This window comes from Daejeonella rubra, from assembly GCF_900103545.1.
In the GTDB taxonomy this organism is placed as follows: domain Bacteria; phylum Bacteroidota; class Bacteroidia; order Sphingobacteriales; family Sphingobacteriaceae; genus Daejeonella; species Daejeonella rubra.
In genome coordinates, this window is sequence record NZ_FNHH01000018.1 from 29,553 (window position 1) to 48,169 (window position 18,617).

The following is an 18,617-nucleotide window of genomic DNA, read 5'->3' on the forward strand; positions in this document are numbered from 1 at the left end:
TCACTTATAGCTGATTGGAACAAATATTTTATATGTCACATATATGAACATCAGAACAGCTTTTATTACAGGAATTCTTTTAATTTCAATGTTGAGTGCCAGTGCACAGTCTTTCACAGTAGCAACGTTTAATATACGCTATGATAACCCCCGCGATTCAGGTAATCTTTGGGTTAACCGTGCTCCTGTGGTCTCCAATTTGATACGATTCCATGATTTTGATGTATTCGGAGTACAGGAAGCATTAAAGAATCAATTGGATGATATCAGCAGCAATCTACCTGAGTATGCACGGTATGGAGCTGGGCGGGATGATGGCAAAGAGGCCGGTGAACATTCTTCGATCTATTACAAAAAGGATATGTTCAGGGTGCTTAAAAGTGGCGATTTCTGGCTTTCACAAACTCCTGATAAACCAGGTAAGGGCTGGGATGCTACATGCTGTAACAGGATCTGTTCATGGGTTTACCTGGAAAATATCAAAACCCGAAAAAAGTTCTACCTGTTCAACGTGCATTTTGATCACCAGGGTGTAGTGGCCAGGAAAGAAAGTGGAAATCTGATGATTCAAAAGATTAAGGAAATTGCCGGAAATCAACCAGTACTATTAACAGGAGACCTTAATGGTACCCGTGAAAGTGAATGGTATCTTTCTATCGCCAATTCGGGGATATTGAAGGATTCTTATTCAGGTGTAAAATATCCTTATGAGAATAATTCATCTTCAAATGGGTTCAGAACCCCAAGGGGAATGGGAGTGATTGATCATATATTTATGTCAAAACACTTCTCCTCAAGTAAATGGGGGATACTTACCGATACCTATTTCGGAAAATTCCCATCAGATCATTTTCCAGTAATTACAAAAGTAGAACTCTGATAATACTGATCAGATAAGTTTAATTAACAGGGAGTCTGCAAAGGCTCCCTGTTTTTTTGTTCAGACAATCTCTTTCTGTACACAAGCTGTATTCATCTTAATTCTCTTAAAGGTTTATAAAACTAATTTGAATAACATTTTCATTACTAAATGATCCTTAACTATGGAATTTGTATTTTTAATAAAAAACTTATAAAATATGAAAGCAATAATCAAAATAGTTCTGCTTCTACTACTTACTTCTCCGCTTTTGATTCAGGCTCAGACAAAATTAAAAGCAGGCGATAAAGCACCTGATTTTACTTCAAAGGATCAAAATGGTAAAACAGTTTCCCTGCGCCAGTTTAAAGGCAAAAAATTAGTGCTTTATTTTTATCCAAAAGATAATACTTCAGGATGTACTGCTCAGGCTTGCAGCTTACGCGATAATTTTAAGGAACTTAAAAAGGAAGGTTATACTATTCTTGGAGTAAGTGTTGATGATGAAGCATCACACAGAGGCTTCATCGAAAAGAATGCTTTACCCTTCTCTTTGCTTGCAGATGTGGATAAAACTATCGTAACTAATTATGGTGTCTGGACAGAGAAAGAAAGAAATGGTGTAAAGTCTTTTAGTACTACTCGTACCACTTTTTTAATCAATAAGGATGGTTATATCAACCGTGTGATCACTGAGATCGATACAAAAAATCATGCCGGTCAGATATTAGGCAAGAATTAGATATTATTAACGATCTGAATTGATTTTAAAATATAATTCAGAAAGGCGTAGTTTAAATCATAAAAAAGGGTCCAACAGGACCCTTTTTTATGTTAGCTTTCTTTTATAGCTGGAGCCGGTTTTGCTTCAGTTTCTTCTGATACTCCATCTTTTCCATCTTTGAATTCTTTCATGCCACGGCCTAAACCACGCATAAGCTCAGGAAGTTTCTTTCCTCCGAACATCAATAATATTACCACTACAATTAAAATAATTTCGGGACCACCTAAACCTGCCATAATATTCTTTTTTAAATTTTAATCAATTTGGGAATAATTATGGATTTAAAAAAGATTGTTCATTAATCTGTTACAAAAAAATTTCTTGTATTTGACTGAATATAACTTTCGGCCATTAAAATTTAACATGTCATATTAATCAAGATCAAGTGATTGAATGATTTTCATCAATATTCGGTAAGCCTGTTTTCGCCAAATTTGTATATAAATTTTTTATCGTGAAAACTTTCCCCTCATTAAATATGGCCATTTTTGACCTTCGAAAGAGAGGATATCGACTCGATTTTAGTTTTACTTCCGGGTACCTTATTTGTGCTCATCAGAATATCAAAATTAATTTATCAGAAATTGAAATAGAAGAAATATATAAATTCCCTTCCATCGATCAGCCAGGAAAACAGTATATATTATGCGCATTAAAAACCAATGAGGGACACAGAGGAATTCTATATGATTGTTCAGACCAGATCTTTAAGCTCTTCGAAATTGTAAGGTATGAAGAACAGTCATCCACTTCATTAAGAACCAGCAATAGAGGAAAATATCCACCATCGTCTTCAGGCATGATTTTATCAAGGCGGTAAATAATTAATAATTCAGAAATGAAAATAAGATCGAAAGAAATGCCTGTGCAATCTGCTAAGAATTCAGAGGATCATCCGCTTAAAAAAAAATATAGCCTTTCTTCAACATCGGCCAGAAAAAATGCTCCCTTGTTTAGAGGTTTGAATTTTGAAGGCCAGGTACAGAATGAGGACTCAGAAAATACATCCAGGTTTCCGGTGTATAATCAAAAGATCCTGAAGTTATTAGATGACCTTGAATGCCCGGTTCTGTTGCTGCCCCGTTTAAAAAGTGGTAATAGTATCAAGCAAATTGGATTTTTTACTGATATCCGATTTACAGGTATCTCCACAATTGCAATGATAGTTAAGATTGCAAAATCATTTCAGGCGGGTTTAACCCTTTTTAATTTTGCTGAGCCCGCCATCCCTGAAATGGATCAAGATTATGCAAATAATTTTTTTTTGAAAAAAGGAATGTTCAAAGTCAATGGCATGGAAGTTGAACTTGTCAATGTTGAAAAAGCTATCGCATATAAAAACCTCGAATCTATACTGGATAATCGAAATATTGACATGATAGCCACAATGAATGGTAGAAAAGAGCTGCTTTATAAGTTAGATCTATAATGATTTTTTCAAATTGACCTGGTATACAGATCATTTGAACCTGCCAAATAAAACAGGATCCTTTTAATACTGATATTCTATGTTATTACCCTTTGAAGCCTCTTTAAAACACAAAAAAAATTACAAGACTGGCAGTCTCATATTAGCAGGTGATATTGGTGGAACCAAAACAAATCTGACACTTTATAAAGTGGAAGAAGATCAGTTAATACCCGTAAATGAGGCTCACTATATAACTGCGGATTATAATAGCCTTATTGAACTTACAAGTTTATTCATGCAAAACCTCCCTGATCCGGATTTTATTTGTTTTGGGGTTGCCGGACCAGTGATCAGCGGACATGCAAAATTTTCAAACATAAAATGGGAAGTTGATAGTAAAGAACTATCTGAACATTTCAATAAGATGATATATGTCATAAATGACCTTGAAGCAACAGCATACGGTCTGGCGATGCTCTCAGAAAAGGAAGTTACTATTGTCCATAAAGGCATAGAACATGTGCCAGGGAATGCGGCTGTCATCGCACCAGGCACAGGTCTGGGTGAAGCAGGGCTATATTGGGATGGGAAATATTATCATCCTTTTGCTACTGAAGGCGGGCATTCTGATTTTGCACCTCGTAGTATGTTTGATTTTGAACTCTTTCTGTACCTTCAAAAACAATTTGGCCACGTGAGCTGGGAACGCCTGCTTAGCGGACCGGGAATTATTCATATCTATCAATTTTTAATCATGGAATTGAAAAGAAAAGAATCTGCCTGGCTAAAAGAAAAATTTGTTAATGGTTTAGATGCTGCAGTCATTAGTCAGAATGTTCAAAAATGTAATGTCTGTAAAGAAACAATGGAGATATTTATTCGCTATCTGGCATATGAATCAGCAAATTTGGTTTTAAAGTTTAACGCTACAGGTGGACTGTACATTGGTGGAGGAATTGCACCCTATATCCTTGACCTTTTTGAAAGTAATGATTTTAAAACAAATTTCTGTCAGAGCGGCCGCTTAAATGATCTGGTTGAGAAAGTTACTGTATATGTAATTCTTAATACAAAAGCGGCACTTCTGGGGGCAGCATGGTATGGAATAAAAAATTAGTGTTAAACGATTAAATTCCTTATTTCTGGTGTAATTACTTTTCAGACCACGGGATGAGTACCACTTTCAAACCTCCCGGTTTTATTGTTTAAAGTAATTTTGAATAGAATAAGTTCAATTTTAGTCTCGATATCATATTCATCTGATGCAATTGCATGGAAGGGATGCCCGGCAGGATCATCTACCAATGGCATGATCTTGTGAATAAGGCCCTGCATTGCCCGGCCACGCTCTTCCTGATCAGTTATTTCTTCGAATTTGCCCCAGGCAATAACCGTTTGCCAGCGAAATATGGATTGTATCTCCTCAACCTCAAAACATACTTCAGGGTTCTTTCGCATCATCTCTATTTTTTTTCCTGCAGCAGAATGAGAAATAATATGGGTTCCATCGTATATATAATTCGTGGGAACAATATATGTAGCCCCATCAGCATGACAGGCTATGCGTCCTATTACCTGTCTTTTTAATAGACTATCGATTTCAGTTTCACTTAAATTTCCCAGCATAATTCAGGATTTTAAATTTCATTGGATAAATAATTAAGAATTGTAGATCCCAATTCTTCTTTGTTCAGGGTTTTGATCTTCTGAATCAATTTGTTCATTACCTGTCTTAAAGAAATAATAAACTCGTTGTTTCTTTGTAATAGATACATATTCAGAATCATCAGGATTCGGCTAATGCGCGCTCAAGCCGGCTCATAAAAACCAGCTCTGATTTATTTTTGGCTGAATAGGATGAAGTAATAGCAGATGCGGTCTGAAAGATCATTTCCTTCACTTTCTCATTAAACAGTTCCGGATATTTCTTTTTAAAAAGCTGTAGACTATGAATTGCCTTACCCGGATCCGGGTGCTTGTCATTTAACCAGTCGAATACAATTTCGATCTGGTATGCTGAATCTGTTTCGAACTCATCAAAAGTTTGGTCCAGAGCTAACCATTGCGATTTTACTGATTTACGAAGCTCGTCAAGTTCTTCTTTTCTAACCACTTTGTCGATTGCTGCTGCAGCATAAAATATTTTACCCAGCAGCTGATAAAATCTCAATATTGTCCTATTAGAATACTTCATTGACCTCTCTGTTTTTTAAAATCCTGTCTGTTGAATTTTTCTTCCTAAGACTGACCTTAGTTTTATAATTAGGTCAAAACTGCATTATTTAGTTAAGCTCACCTATGATAATGGTTGGCACTTCGTATGATGCTGGTCAGAAATGGGCAATGAAAACAGGTGTTTAATAGAAAAAGACTTTGATCCACCGAAGTTCATGCCCGGATCAGCAGAATGCTTTCTATCCCTGATGATTGTGAGATTTAAGCGGATCCAATATGATTATTAGATAATTGCCAGAATATTAAGCAGGAATGAAAAATTTTGGAACAAAAGAGTTAATCACCGATCAATCTGACGGAGGAATATTCATTGAATTGAAACAGCAATTTAAGCTATTTGGCTATTCCTGCTTCTGAAACTAACATCAGCAATCCAAATTTAATTGCTTCGGCACCATTCTCATTGATCCAATACTCATCCAAAGAATGAGCATTGCCACCTTTGCCGCCACGACCGATCGTGATGCTGGGTATACCTAAAGAAATTGGAATATTTGAGTTTGTTGATCCGGTACCGGCAAAGGTTTTTCCTTTAAAAAATTCAATTACTGCAGCAGCTCTTTGGATCAAAGGCAAATCCTCTTTCTGAACTCCGGATGGGCGTTCTCCGATTTTTTCTACATTCAGGCTGAGCTTAGCTCCGGTTTTTACTCCGGAATTATAGTCAATTAATGCTCTGTTCATCTGATCAAGTAATATTTTCTCAATACCCTTTAATTTTTCCGGACTTAAAGAACGCATGTCTACTTCGATCCATGTTTCAAAAGGAATGGAGTTCACTGATGTTCCTCCGCCAATCCGACCTACATTAAAAGTGGTTTTTGGACCGGAACTTACATAGGCACTCGCTGCAGTACTGAAATAATCTATCGCTTTTCCCATGGCATGATGCGGGTTGGCTAAACCAAATGCGCCCCAGGAATGACCGCCCGGTCCGTTAAAAGTGATCTTGTACCGTATGGAGCCTAGTCCATTGGTGACTAATCTGCTGATATCGCCTCCATCAATAGCAATATGAGAGTCTATTTTTAAGTTGCCGGATTTGAAAATATTTTTGATGCCTCTAAGGTCACCTAAACCTTCTTCGCCTACAGTAGCTGCAAATATTATATCAGATTCAGTAGTTATGGAGGCCTTATTCATCGCTTTTAGAACTGTTAGCATCATGCTGAGTGCCCTGGTATCATCACCTATTCCCGGAGCATAAAGGGTATCACCTTTCAATTTTACAGTCACATCAGTCTCAATTGGGAAAACTGTGTCCAGGTGAGCATCAATAAGTACCGTTTTCCCATTACCATTTCCCTTTCTCAATGCAAGTACATTCCCTGCCTCATCTATCCAAATACTATCAATTCCTGCTGCTTCAAGCATTTTTTTAAAATATTCTGCTCTTTTTTGTTCCTGAAATGGCGGAGCAGGAATTTGAGTAAGCTCAATCAGCTCCTTCATACTCACAGGCTCCAACTCCTGAATGATCGCAAAGGCTTTTTGGATTTTATCTGCACTGCTTATCTTCTCAATTTCCTTTTTGTAGGATGATTGCGCAACAATATTTTTTTCATTCTGAGCGTATAAGAAAAGTGTTGCTAAGAAAAGGATCGTAAACAGAGAGAGTTTTTTCATGAACGGGATGCTTGATTTACAATTTTTTGTGAATAAATATAGGAATTCAAATAGCTACGCTTAAAATATTTTTTCTATCCTGAAGCAAATCAGCCTGCCCGGATGACTAAATAGTTTCAGGGACGCAATACCGACTTCCTGATCCCGATCAGGACAACAATGAAAATGCTGTACCAGATAAAAAAAGGAACAATGTATTCAATTAAATTCATCGGTAGCATGAATGCAATGATGAGCAATTGAAATCCCAATCCATAGATGGAAAGTAAGGTCATGAACCAGGAAGGGAAGGTTTTGACTTTATAAGCATCGGGATCTAAAACGTGAATTATTTTATCAAAAAAGCCATATACCAGATAGTAAATGGAAAATAAAATGTCCACCGATCGCTGATTTTCTCCGGGTAAAGCCCTTGGCGATTTATATTCAAAGACCTTACTGGTTGTATCACCGCCTTCCGACAAATTTCTTAAAATGACGTAATAATAATTATAAAGTGTCCCCTGTAATTGGACGGCAAAAAAAGCGAGAAAGGCATATAAAAAGCTGCTTTCAGATACATAAGCGATCGACATGAAGATCAAAAAGTTCAAAATTATATCAAAAATACTGTCCAGGTATCTTCCGGTATAGGAGGGGGTTTTATTTATTCTTGCCAGTTCCCCATCGGCGGCGTCAATGATCGATTTAAGAATGATAAAGAAGGATGCACCATAATAATATCCCTTTATTATACAGTAGATCGCTATGAGTCCGGATAAACCAAAAAGTAAAGTAACGTGAACAGGGGTGATACGGGTATGACTTATTTGATTCGCGAATAATTTCCCTATCTGCCTTCCGTAATCAGAGAAGTCAAGAAATTTATCACGGGCATTGAGTTTTGACATGGAGGTCCGGAAGGTATAGTTCACTACAATATAGTCGCGGATACAAAGGTATGATTGTTTAAACGTATAATAATGAACAATTGCAACATCTTTGGTATATGGCCTTGTTTGTCGGAAATACAGATTATTTTTAGGGCCTAACGACTATACTGTGGAATAGTATTGTTCCTTTTTAAACTCAGCCACCGGTTTTCATCGGCAATTATTGATATGAAATTTAAATTACTACCGGTTCTGATCCTTTTTTGCCTGAATTGTTCTTTATTTGCCCAAAGTAACCGGGATATTAAGGGTGTTTTACAAGATACTACAGGAGCACCTGTTTTTAGTGCAACAGTAAAGCTAATAACTTTAAATGATACACTTTCTACACGGTCTGATGTGGATGGGAACTTCTTTTTTAAAGGAGTCAAAGTGACTCAATTTGGGATATCCGCTTCTAGCCTGGGGTATATTCCACTTTTAACCCGGTTTGTTTATCAGCCGGGTACATCCACCATTGTTTTACCTAAAATAGTATTAAAGTCTGGCAGTAACATGCTTGCTGAAGTGGTTGTTAATGGAACTCCCCCTGTGGTGATGAAGCAGGATACGGTTGAGTTTCGAATGTCGGATTTAAAGTTGAAGGATGACGCTGTTGTTGAGGATGCGATAAAACGTCTGGACGGTGCAGAAGTTGATAAGGATGGGAATGTGACGGCTGCAGGAAAGCCGGTAACAAGAATCAAGATAGACGGAAAGGAAGTTTTCGGAGGTGATCTGAAGACACTAACCAAAAATATACCTGCCAATGCCATTGATAAGATCCAGCTGATCGATGATTATGGGGATCAGGCAAATTTTACAAAAGTGAAGGAAGGTGATCCGGAAACGATCATTAATATAACGACCAAGCCGGGGAGAAATACTGGTTTGATCATGAATTCAACCATTGGTGGGGGAAGTGAAGATCGTTATCAGCTGGGACTCTTTGCCAGTCAGTTTAAAGGGGATAAAAATATTGGTATCACTGCCAATCTGAATAACAATGGCACCCAGATCGGTGGCGGTGGTTTCGGCGGCAGAGGCGGTGGAGGTGGTGGTGCTAATTTTGGAGCATCAGGTGGAGGAGGTATAACTGACCTAAGCTCGATAGGATTGAGTTATAATAATCGCTGGAGCCCTAAATTGGTGGTCAGTGGGTCATATTATTTCACTAATAGTGACCGAAGTACGATAAGCAATGTTTTCAGACAAAGCGCCAATGCCTCCGGACTAATTCTAAGTACCGAATTCAGCGATGTAGCCAGTAAGACAAATACACATAATTTTGGAAGCAGGTTAGAGTATAATATTAATAAATCTAATATGCTTATTGTTTCTCCATACATAAGCTTTTCAAATTCAATCAGCAATAATGCAGGTTCAATTGCTCAAACTGGTGTTATCAGGCAAGATCAGGCTTCATTGTCAAATAATAGGTCTGTTGCTCCAAATGTTAGCAGCAATATCCTTTTTAACCATAATTTTCCAAAACAAGGGCGGAATTATTCTGTCAATATGAATTTAAGGAATGGCGGTTACAATGCTGATCAGGAGAATGATAACCAGATAGTCTATTTTGATCCTACTGGAAACACTTTGCGGGATTCTATAAATTATCGTATAAATACAACAGAGAATCGGGTTTTCAATGGGAACAGCAGGTTCAGCTATTCAGAGCCATTAAGTGAGAAGAGCCGGATTCAAATGAGTTATAATGTAACCTATAATAGTTATGATAATAGCCGGATAAGCAGTTTTACGGATGCTGCCGGTGTTTTGCAGAAGATCGATTCCTTGAGTAATGTTTTTCAGTATAATTTTCTTTCTCAGCAGTTTGGACTGAACTACAACTATAAGACTAAAAACAATGAATTTTCACTGGGATTAAGAGCAAATCCTACCAGCCTTTCAGGGAACTCAGAAAGTTTGAATACCAGAATAAACCGGACAAATCTCTTCTTTTCCCCTATAGCAAGATATCAGTATAAATATTCACAAACTAAATCTGTCAGTATTCATTATTATGGATTTGCAAATGAACCGCAGTTCTCTCAATTGCAACCGGTTCGCGATATTTCAAATCCACAAAGACCGGTAGTAGGAAATCCCGAACTGAATAGTGCATTTTCACATAATTTGAACGCCAATCTGAATAGCTCGAATCCAGATAGGAAAACCTCGTTGATCCTGAATCTGCAGGCAAATATGCTGAATAACCAGGTGGTTCAGAATATAGTATTGATCCCTGATGTGTATGGCAGTAAAAAGCAGGAAGTCAGATTTGTGAATGCGAATGGTTATTATACCTATTTTGTATCATACAATTGGCAGAAATCATTTAAGGATAAACAATACACCATCCGACTGAATGGTGATACCAGATATACCAATAATGTATCCTTTGCTGATAATATCAGGAATTCATCTCAAAGAAGGAATATTAGTCAGCGGATGAGTCTCCAGATTAATCCGGGGAATTGGATGGAATTGACGCCAAATCTTTCCTATAGCCGTACTAATACTAATTACTCACTGCAAACCAACACCGACATACTTTTAAAAACCTATGGTTTTAACCTGGATGGAAGGCTCTTATTTCAAAAATCTAAAACTCTTATTCTTGGGTTTTATGGAGGCAAGACCTTTAACAGGGGTTTTTCAGGTAACCTGAATACCAATCCTTTGATCATTAGTGCCTATATTGAAAAGCAGTTCCTCAAAAATAAAATGGCCTTTGTCCGTTTTCAGGGATTCGATCTATTGGATCAATCCAACAATATTCAGAGATCAGTGGTCGAAAATGGATTTACTGATATCAGAACGAACCGGCTAACAAGATATTTCATGCTGACCTTAAATATGAGGATCAATAAACTTGCCGGTGGTAAAGGTCCTTCACAAAATCAAGGTAGTCCTGATGGTAATAACAGAAGATTTCAGGGTGGAGGAGGAATGCGCCTAAATAACTGATATTTTGGAACTTGTTAAAAATTTTGCTGTTAAAAAAAGCTTAGTTCAAAATAATTAAAATGCATTAAATTCGCGGCAGGCTTTTTGATTTCAAATAACATTCTTACACATCATACCCTATGTCAATAAACCAGCCCTTTCCCTCAAATGAATTTGAGAGAGTTCTGAATCTCTCTGATTTTAACCTTGATTATACAAACTTCCAGGATAATTTCAAAGATCTTGCCAAGCTTGCTGCAAGTGTTGCTGGAACCCCAATTTCACTTGTTAATTTAATCGACTCATTTACGCAATGGACTATTTCCAGTCATGGATTTGCAATAGAACAAATGCCTCGTGAAGATTCTGTTTGCCAGTATACTATTTTGTCAAATGAGCAGCCTTTTGAAGTTGAAGACCTTTCGAAAGATGATCGTTTCAAAGATAAAGTTTATGTAAAGGATGAGCCTTCGCTTCGTTATTATTATGGAATTCCATTGCAGTCTGATGGACTGAATATAGGTGCTTTATGTGTGCTTGACAGAAATGTGAGAACACTTTCACCTGAAAAGGAAGAACTTTTAAGAATTATTGCTGACGAAATTGTTAATCGCCTTAAAGCCTATAAAGCTATTGAATCCTTGAGAAACAAGGTAAAAGAAGTTGAAGCAACTCAAAACAAGGTTGTTCATGATATCCGGGGCCCTTTGGGAGGAATAATTGGTCTGACAGAAATAATAAGTGAACAGGGTAAAGAAAATAAACTTGATGAGGTTCTGGAGTTTATTAATCTGATTCATAAAAGTGGCAAATCGATACTTGACCTTGCCGATGAAATTTTAAGTTCCGAAAAAAGGAACTCAAATATTGTAAAGGGAAATGAATTAGAACTCAAAGGTTTTAAAGATAACCTGGAAAAACTCTACATCCCTCAGGCAAAATCTAAAGATATCCTTCTGGAAGTAAAGATCGATCCTAAGTCAGAAGGTATACCTTTTCCAAAAAATAAATTACTTCAGATAAGCGGAAATCTTATCTCAAATGCGATCAAATTTACACCTCCGGATGGGAAAGTAAAGGTTGAACTCGCACTTGAAGTAAACGATAAAGAAAAGATCCTTAAGATCATTGTTTCAGATACCGGAGAAGGTATGAGTACGGAGAAAATTGATACTATCCTGAAAGGTACAGCTTCAACAGAAAATGGTACGGAAGGGGAAAAGGGTTATGGATTTGGTATGCAACTGGTTAAACATCTCGTTGAAAGCTTAAATGGCAAACTAAGTATTCGATCATCTCAGGGAGAAGGTACTACTTTTGAAGTGCTCCTGAAGCAAACCCTTTTATAATCAGTAATTTATCCTTGTTTATCTGATTCTTATTTTTTTTAATAAAAAGCCTCACTGGGCCATGAAATCCTATTGCTCCGCTATTTCAGTTTATTATGACAAAAGTGCGACCTAAATCCTTCGTTAGAATTAAAACATAACCATTATAATTGCGTCAAATTAATACGAAATTATACTAATGAGTAAGAATAGTACGCTACGAAACCTGATCACTACCGAAGATGAATTATTGGATCTGATCTCTGATGAGCATATATCTTCGTCTTTTGATACCCCTCTAAGGGCTGATGCATTTGACATGGATGACGACACTAAAATCCAGTTAATAAGTAAACATTTTACTCAAATAATGGATATTCTTGGTCTTGATCTTACTGATGACAGTTTGAAGGATACACCAAAAAGGGTTGCTAAAATGTACGTTAAGGAAATATTCAGTGGGTTGAACCCTAAACTTAAGCCAAAGCCAACCTTGTTTGAGAACCACTATAAGTACAATCAAATGCTTGTTGAAAGGAATATTTCTGTTTACAGTAATTGTGAGCATCACTTTGTACCCATTACAGGCAAGGCTCATGTGGCCTACATCAGTAACGGAAAGGTGATAGGACTTTCTAAACTTAATCGTATAGTACAATATTATTCACAACGACCACAGGTACAGGAAAGACTCACTATTCAGATTGCGAATGAAATGAAACTTGCACTTGGAACAGAGGATGTTGCTGTTATAATTGATGCTCATCATCATTGTGTATCTTCAAGGGGTGTAAGAGACATGAACAGTTCAACAGTTACCGCAGAATATTGTGGTAAGTTCCTATTGCCTGAGACAAGGAATGAATTTTTAAAACATATCAAATAATGGATATGACAGGTAAAAATATACTAATTGTGGGTGGAAGCTCAGGAATTGGTCTGGCACTTGTCAAGTCACTTGCAGCAAATGGAGCACAGATTTATAATGCCTCCCGAAACAGTTCAGCAGAATGGCCGAAAGGAGTGATCCATATTCCGTTTGATGTATTGTCTGAAGGAGCGTCTCTGATTGAAGATCTGCCTGAACAAATACATGGTTTGGTTTATGCAGTAGGAAGCATTACCTTAAAACCTTTCAGCCGACTGACAGAGGAAGATTTTATAACAGAATACCGATTAAATGTGGTGGGTGCTGCAAAAACTATCCAGCAGTCATATCGTTCATTAAGAAATGCAAAGGCATCGTCAATCGTGCTTCTTAGCTCAGTTGCCGCCCACACTGGAATGAGTTACCATGCCAGCATTGCTGCTGCAAAAAGTGGTGTTGAAGGTCTGGCACTATCTCTGGCAGCAGAATTTGCCTCACAAAATATACGGGTGAATGTAGTTGCTCCATCATTGACAGATACCCCTCTGGCTTCAAATCTTCTAAATACACCAGATAAACGGGAAGCTTCTGCAAAGCGGCATCCTTTGGGCAGGATCGGAAAGCCAGAGGATATTGCATCAGCTATTTCATTTTTATTATCGGATGAGAGCAGTTGGATCAGTGGTCAGGTAATTGGTGTAGATGGTGGAATGGGAAATTTAAAAAATCTATAAATATGAATTTTAGTCAGGATCATATTTCAGCAATGGAGAAACGTTACCGGACTACTTTTATCAATAGTCTTCCAGGTTATAAGTGCCTTCATATGCTTGGAACTGTTAATCGTTCAGGGATCAGTAATCTGGGTCTGTTTAACTCGGTATTTCATCTGGGTGCCAACCCTCCTTTACTTGGAATGATATTCAGGCCCGATGGTGATGAGCATGATTCATTGGAAAATATAAAACAAACAGGACAATACACATTAAATAATGTTTTACCTGAATGGTTCGATCAGGCTCATCAAACAAGTGCCAGATTTCCTTCCGGACAGTCGGAATTTGAACCTTGCGGATTTAAGGAATTTTACTACAATGATTTTAAGGCTCCATTTGTTGCTCAATCAAGCATAATGATCGGTTTGGAGATGAGGGAGATCATTGACATTCCAATAAATAACACGAAGATGCTTATAGGTGAAATAGTTCACGTTTTGATGGGAGATGGAATTGTTGGCAATGACGGTTATGTAGATCATATTAAGGCCGGCACAGTTACTGTTGCAGGACTCGATAGTTATTTTAAAACAGAACATTTAGGTAGATTAGCATATGCAAAGTTTACTTGATCCATTTTCCATTAGAATTCAAAAAAAAATTGAGTACATCTAAAAATGATACCTTAATTATTGGAGCCGGGCTTGCAGGTCTGACTGCCGCGCGTGTATTGAGATCAGCTGGTCGTAAAGTAAGAATACTTGAAGCGTCTGATGCCCCGGGTGGAAGGGTCAGGACGGATAATGTTAATGGATTTCTGCTTGACAGAGGATTCCAGGTACTTTTGACTGCTTATCCCGAAGCAAGGCGCTTTCTTGATTATAAAGCACTTGATCTTCATTCTTTCAGTCCGGGTTCTATCATTCTTAATAATTCAGGAATAGATGAAATAGGCGATCCTTTGAGAGAAGCATCATCTCTGATACGCACATTGCGATCTCCTGTGGGCAGCCTGAATGATAAATTCAGACTTCTTTCTCTCCGATTAAAGCTGGCGAGTACCAGTATTGAAGAGATCTTTTCAAAACAGGAAACTACCACATTGCAATATTTAAGGAATGCTGGTTTCGGTGAAAAGATCATTTCTGATTTTTTTGCTCCTTTCATGTCGGGGATCTACCTGGAACAAAAATTGGATACTTCTGCCAGAATGTTTGAGTTTGTATTTAAAATGTTCAGCGAAGCAGATACAGCCATACCAGCTAATGGAATGGGTATGATATCCAGTCAGCTTGCTTCCGGTCTTTCAGCTGAAGAACTGATCTTGAATGAACGTGTTTTAAATATTGATGGTAAGGAAGTTTTAACAGCTTCAGGTAAGATTTATGAAGCGGACAGTATTCTGATTGCAACAACAGCCGACTGTATACCGGTACCATTTCAACGTCGTCATGTCGAAAAAAAATCGGTGACCTGCATGTATTTTTCTACGGATAAAGCACCATATCATAAAGCATTGATCGCATTGAATGCTAATCCGGAAAGACTTGTAAATAATATAGCCGTAATGAGTAATGTTTCCGCTAATTACGCTCCTGAGGGAAAATCACTTGTTTCAGTTTCAATTACTGGTAAAGAACAATTTATAAAACCTGAAGACCTTGAACTGAAAGTTAAGGAAGAGTTAAAATTCTGGTACCCTGAATGTGTAAACTGGGTGCATTTAAAAACCTATACTATCCCATATGCACTCCCGGATAACAGTCATGTGATAAATGATATTCTTCCTTCTTCGTTACGAATAAATGGTTCTTGCTTTATATGCGGAGATCATTTATTGAATGGTTCCATAAATGCAGCCATGAAGAGCGGAAGGCTGGCTGCAGAGTCTATATTATCTCTTTAAAATCGAATTTAAGACTCAAATGAAAAGCTTCAAACTGGTACATCAGCTCCTCAATCTTGTCGAAGAATTTGAAGATGAAAATGATGGCAAAGAATTATGTCTGACTGATTTTTCGGGCTTTCTCATTAATCATCTGGCACAATCTAACTCTGTAACGGCTTCGGATGTTCGTTTTGGTAAAAATGAAGATGATTCTCAGCAATTAGCTTTCCAGATTGACAACTCGATCGGTCGCTTATTTATTTATATGAGTCGCTACGCAAAATCCTATATTAAAAAGACACTGGATGGAACTGCACTCCAAAGCCCTGAAGATTTTACCTGTCTGGCCATTCTGCTCACTCATGATAGCCTTTCAAAAAGTGATTTGATCAACAGGAATATTCAGGAGAAAACCTCAGGTACCGAGGTGATCAGGCGTTTGCTCCAGGCTGGCCTTGTAAGCCAATTTGATGATGAAAATGATAAAAGATCCAAAAGGGTCTCAATTACGGAACAGGGGAAGCAGCTTTTATACCGGGTATTTGATGATATGAATGATGTCGGTAAAATGGTGGCTGGTAACCTTAGCTTTTCGGAAAAATTGAATCTGCAATACCTATTGCAAAAACTAGATAACTTTCATTATAAGCTCCATGAAGATAAAGCAATTCTTGAGAAAGATGATATCCGCTTCCATGCAAAAATGCTTTGATCTGAAACATTAGTATTTTGTGGGAATTCTTTTTATGATATTTCATTAGCTTCGATCATGATTTCGGATGGAAATTTTAAGCATTTTATCAGTACCCCTTTCAAGCCGACCTCTCTGCTTTTATTAATCTTATTTTGCTCTATGCAGTCTTTTTCCATTGTTCTGGTTCATAAAGGTGCATCAGCGTATTCGATTGTAAGGCCATTGAATCCTTCTGAGATAGAAATCTATGCTTCATCTGTACTCCAGGATCATCTCCGTCAGATATCTGGTGTACTCATCCCAATAATCGATGATAGTAATGCCGAATCAGACTTCGAAATATTAGTTGGAAATACTAACCGTTCAGGACTGATAGTTGAACTTACATCCATAGATTCTTATTCCATACAGACAAAAGACCGGAAACTTGTTATCATGGGTATTGGAAAAGGCACTTTATATGGAGTTTATACATTTCTTGAACGTTATTTAGATTGCCGGAAATACTCATCAAAGGTTAAGTTCATCCCTAAAAAGGAATCGATTTCTATCACCGAAATAAATGTTTTGGAAATCCCTGACATAAAATTCAGATCCCTTCATTATTATGATGCAGAAACGGATCAGGAATACCTCGACTGGCATAAACTTCATCGTATTGATGATAGATGGGGTTTATGGGGACATAGTTTTTTTAAACTTCTATCACCACAGGAGTATTTTACGGTACATCCTGAATATTTTGGTCTGGTCAACGGACAACGTAAGGCAATGCAATTATGCCTGACCAATCCGGATGTATTTAGGATCCTTGTCGAAAATTTGAGTAAAAAAATGAAGGAGTTTCCGCAGCTTGACAATTGGTCTGTAAGCCAAAATGATGACCTGGGGGCCTGTGAATGCACTAATTGTTCTCTTTTAAACAGTAAATATGAGAGCCCGCAGGGATCCATTTTGACTTTTGTTAATAAAGTGGCTGAAGTTTTTCCGGATAAGACTATTTCTACCTTAGCTTATACTTATTCAAGGAAAGCTCCTAAAGGATTGTATCCATTGAGAAATGTGAATATTCTATTCTCAAGCATTGATATTAACCGGGCAAAACCGGTTGTAACTGATCCAAGATCTGAAGCTTTCAGGAATGATTTTGATGCATGGAAAGGGCTCACCTCAAATATGATCATTTGGGATTATGTGGTTCAGTTCAGTAATTATTTCAGTCCATTTCCTAATCTTAATACTCTTAAACCTAACTTCAATTATTTTTCCGGGAATAAACCTGAAGGTTTTTTTATACAGGGCAGCGTTGAGGTGCCTGGTGAACTGGCTGAATTGAGGACTTATATTTTAGCAAAATTGCTGTGGGATAAGGATACAGACGTTGATGCATTGAAAACAGAATTCTTAAATGCCTATTATGGAAAGGCAGGAGCTTCTGTTAATGAATATTTAAATCAGATCCATTCAAATGCAGAGAAGTCATGGAAGCGGATGGATATTTATGATAACCCGATTATTCCTTTCCAAACTTATCTCAGTAATCAATTTCTGACTGAATATCTAAGTATTCTTGATAATGGAGCTCTGCTGGTTAAAGACGATGTTGATATGTTTAAAAGGATTCAACTTTTAAAACTGCCATTGAATTTTGCAATGCTGCAGCAAGCGAGGTTTCATGGGATTGATCAGAATGGTGTATTTATTCTTGAAGATAAGAAATGGACGGTCCGAAATAATGTGAAGTCCAATCTGCAGGATTTAGTTAAAATGCTCGGTAATAATGGAATTTCACAGCTGAACGAGGAAGGTTTAACACCTGAGCAATATATGGAAGAGTGGGAAGCGGTTTTTGAATCCGGGCCTGAAATTCATAAAGCTTTAAATAAGCCATTGAGATTTTTAACTCCAAATAATGAGGAGTTTATTAGCAAGGGCCCCAGAACATTAGTTGATGGAAATACCGGAACCAGGGATTTTAATTATAACTGGGTAGGATGGTATGGTGAAAATATGGAAGTTCTGATCGATATGCTTAGTCCAACAAAAATGGAACAGGTAAAAATATCGTTTCTTGAAAACCATCGATTTTACATGTTTTTACCTTCGGTAATTCGGGTTGAGGTTTCAAATGATGGAATTAAATATAGGGAGGTAGCACGGTTTAATAATCCGGGTCCTCTGGAGGCTTTGCCTAAATCGATTAGAAAATTTGTTCTTGATTTTGACAAAATTGAAGCCCGTTATGTAAAGGTAGTAGCAATAAATCTCTCGGAGCTGCCTGTATGGCGCAATAGAATTGACCGTAAGCCATGGTTACTAACAGATGAAATTATAGTTAACTGATA

Annotated in this window: 18 protein-coding genes; 13 read left to right on the plus strand and 5 right to left on the minus strand. The window is 37.4% G+C overall.

Going from position 1 to position 18,617, the window contains the following annotated elements; all coding sequences use genetic code 11:
- Positions 1–43 precede the first annotated feature (43 nt).
- Together BLR27_RS12460 and bcp are read left to right on the plus strand one after the other, a co-directional pair.
- Entirely contained in the window at positions 44–880 is an 837-nt protein-coding gene (locus tag BLR27_RS12460) for an endonuclease/exonuclease/phosphatase family protein (protein WP_176767694.1), read from the plus strand.
- 199 nt (positions 881–1,079) lie between these two features.
- Positions 1,080–1,601 carry a thioredoxin-dependent thiol peroxidase gene (gene bcp, locus BLR27_RS12465; protein ID WP_090705348.1) on the plus strand — a complete coding sequence of 174 codons (522 nt, stop codon included), beginning with the start codon at positions 1,080–1,082 and terminating at the stop codon, positions 1,599–1,601.
- Positions 1,602–1,693: 92 nt separating this feature from the next.
- Here bcp and BLR27_RS12470 read toward each other — a convergent pair whose 3' ends face one another.
- Positions 1,694–1,879, minus strand: a complete 186-nt coding sequence (locus BLR27_RS12470; protein WP_090705349.1) for a Sec-independent protein translocase subunit TatA/TatB — start codon at positions 1,877–1,879, stop codon at positions 1,694–1,696.
- Positions 1,880–2,097: 218 nt separating this feature from the next.
- Here BLR27_RS12470 and BLR27_RS12475 point away from each other — a divergent pair, with 218 nt between their 5' ends.
- The 3 genes from BLR27_RS12475 to glk all read left to right on the plus strand — a co-directional run bounded on the left by BLR27_RS12475 (position 2,098) and on the right by glk (position 4,171).
- Positions 2,098–2,463, plus strand: a complete 366-nt coding sequence (locus BLR27_RS12475) for a hypothetical protein (protein ID WP_143007746.1) — start codon at positions 2,098–2,100, stop codon at positions 2,461–2,463.
- Positions 2,464–2,481: 18 nt separating this feature from the next.
- Positions 2,482–3,072, plus strand: coding sequence for a hypothetical protein (locus tag BLR27_RS12480; RefSeq protein ID WP_090705353.1), 591 nt, complete (start codon positions 2,482–2,484; stop codon positions 3,070–3,072).
- A 79-nt stretch (positions 3,073–3,151) separates the two neighbouring features.
- Positions 3,152–4,171: a glucokinase gene (glk, locus tag BLR27_RS12485; RefSeq protein WP_090705354.1), complete on the plus strand. Its 1,020-nt coding sequence runs from the start codon at positions 3,152–3,154 to the stop codon at positions 4,169–4,171.
- A gap of 41 nt (positions 4,172–4,212) precedes the next feature.
- On the opposite strand, the gene BLR27_RS12490 is transcribed toward glk, so the two are convergent.
- From BLR27_RS12490 to BLR27_RS12505, 4 genes are all read right to left on the minus strand, one after another.
- Complete coding sequence (locus tag BLR27_RS12490) at positions 4,213–4,680, minus strand: pyridoxamine 5'-phosphate oxidase family protein (RefSeq protein ID WP_090705356.1); 468 nt, start codon at positions 4,678–4,680, stop codon at positions 4,213–4,215.
- Between the two features lie 160 nt (positions 4,681–4,840).
- On the minus strand, positions 4,841–5,248 hold the full coding sequence (locus tag BLR27_RS12495; protein WP_090705358.1) for a hypothetical protein: 408 nt from the start codon (positions 5,246–5,248) through the stop codon (positions 4,841–4,843).
- A 374-nt stretch (positions 5,249–5,622) separates the two neighbouring features.
- Positions 5,623–6,915 (minus strand): M20/M25/M40 family metallo-hydrolase, encoded by a 1,293-nt coding sequence (locus tag BLR27_RS12500; protein WP_090705359.1) that lies wholly within the window; start codon positions 6,913–6,915, stop codon positions 5,623–5,625.
- A gap of 116 nt (positions 6,916–7,031) precedes the next feature.
- Entirely contained in the window at positions 7,032–7,805 is a 774-nt protein-coding gene (locus BLR27_RS12505; RefSeq protein WP_090705361.1) for a CDP-alcohol phosphatidyltransferase family protein, read from the minus strand.
- A gap of 210 nt (positions 7,806–8,015) precedes the next feature.
- Between BLR27_RS12505 and BLR27_RS12510 the strand changes: the two genes are divergently transcribed.
- The 8 genes from BLR27_RS12510 (at position 8,016) to BLR27_RS12545 (ending at position 18,615) form a co-directional block, all read left to right on the plus strand.
- Positions 8,016–10,799 (plus strand): outer membrane beta-barrel protein, encoded by a 2,784-nt coding sequence (locus BLR27_RS12510; RefSeq protein ID WP_090705362.1) that lies wholly within the window; start codon positions 8,016–8,018, stop codon positions 10,797–10,799.
- Between the two features lie 119 nt (positions 10,800–10,918).
- Positions 10,919–12,127 carry a GAF domain-containing sensor histidine kinase gene (locus BLR27_RS12515; protein ID WP_090705364.1) on the plus strand — a complete coding sequence of 403 codons (1,209 nt, stop codon included), beginning with the start codon at positions 10,919–10,921 and terminating at the stop codon, positions 12,125–12,127.
- 178 nt (positions 12,128–12,305) lie between these two features.
- Positions 12,306–12,992 (plus strand): GTP cyclohydrolase I FolE, encoded by a 687-nt coding sequence (folE, locus tag BLR27_RS12520; RefSeq protein ID WP_090705365.1) that lies wholly within the window; start codon positions 12,306–12,308, stop codon positions 12,990–12,992.
- Between the two features lie 5 nt (positions 12,993–12,997).
- A complete protein-coding gene (locus BLR27_RS12525; RefSeq protein ID WP_245704507.1) occupies positions 12,998–13,708 on the plus strand; it encodes an SDR family NAD(P)-dependent oxidoreductase in 711 nt (236 codons plus the stop codon).
- 2 nt (positions 13,709–13,710) lie between these two features.
- Complete coding sequence (locus BLR27_RS12530) at positions 13,711–14,322, plus strand: flavin reductase family protein (protein WP_090705369.1); 612 nt, start codon at positions 13,711–13,713, stop codon at positions 14,320–14,322.
- A 29-nt stretch (positions 14,323–14,351) separates the two neighbouring features.
- A complete protein-coding gene (locus BLR27_RS12535; RefSeq protein WP_176767695.1) occupies positions 14,352–15,596 on the plus strand; it encodes an NAD(P)/FAD-dependent oxidoreductase in 1,245 nt (414 codons plus the stop codon).
- 19 nt (positions 15,597–15,615) lie between these two features.
- Positions 15,616–16,290: a MarR family winged helix-turn-helix transcriptional regulator gene (locus BLR27_RS12540; protein ID WP_090705373.1), complete on the plus strand. Its 675-nt coding sequence runs from the start codon at positions 15,616–15,618 to the stop codon at positions 16,288–16,290.
- A 141-nt stretch (positions 16,291–16,431) separates the two neighbouring features.
- On the plus strand, positions 16,432–18,615 hold the full coding sequence (locus BLR27_RS12545) for a DUF4838 domain-containing protein (protein ID WP_176767696.1): 2,184 nt from the start codon (positions 16,432–16,434) through the stop codon (positions 18,613–18,615).
- Positions 18,616–18,617 lie beyond the last annotated feature (2 nt).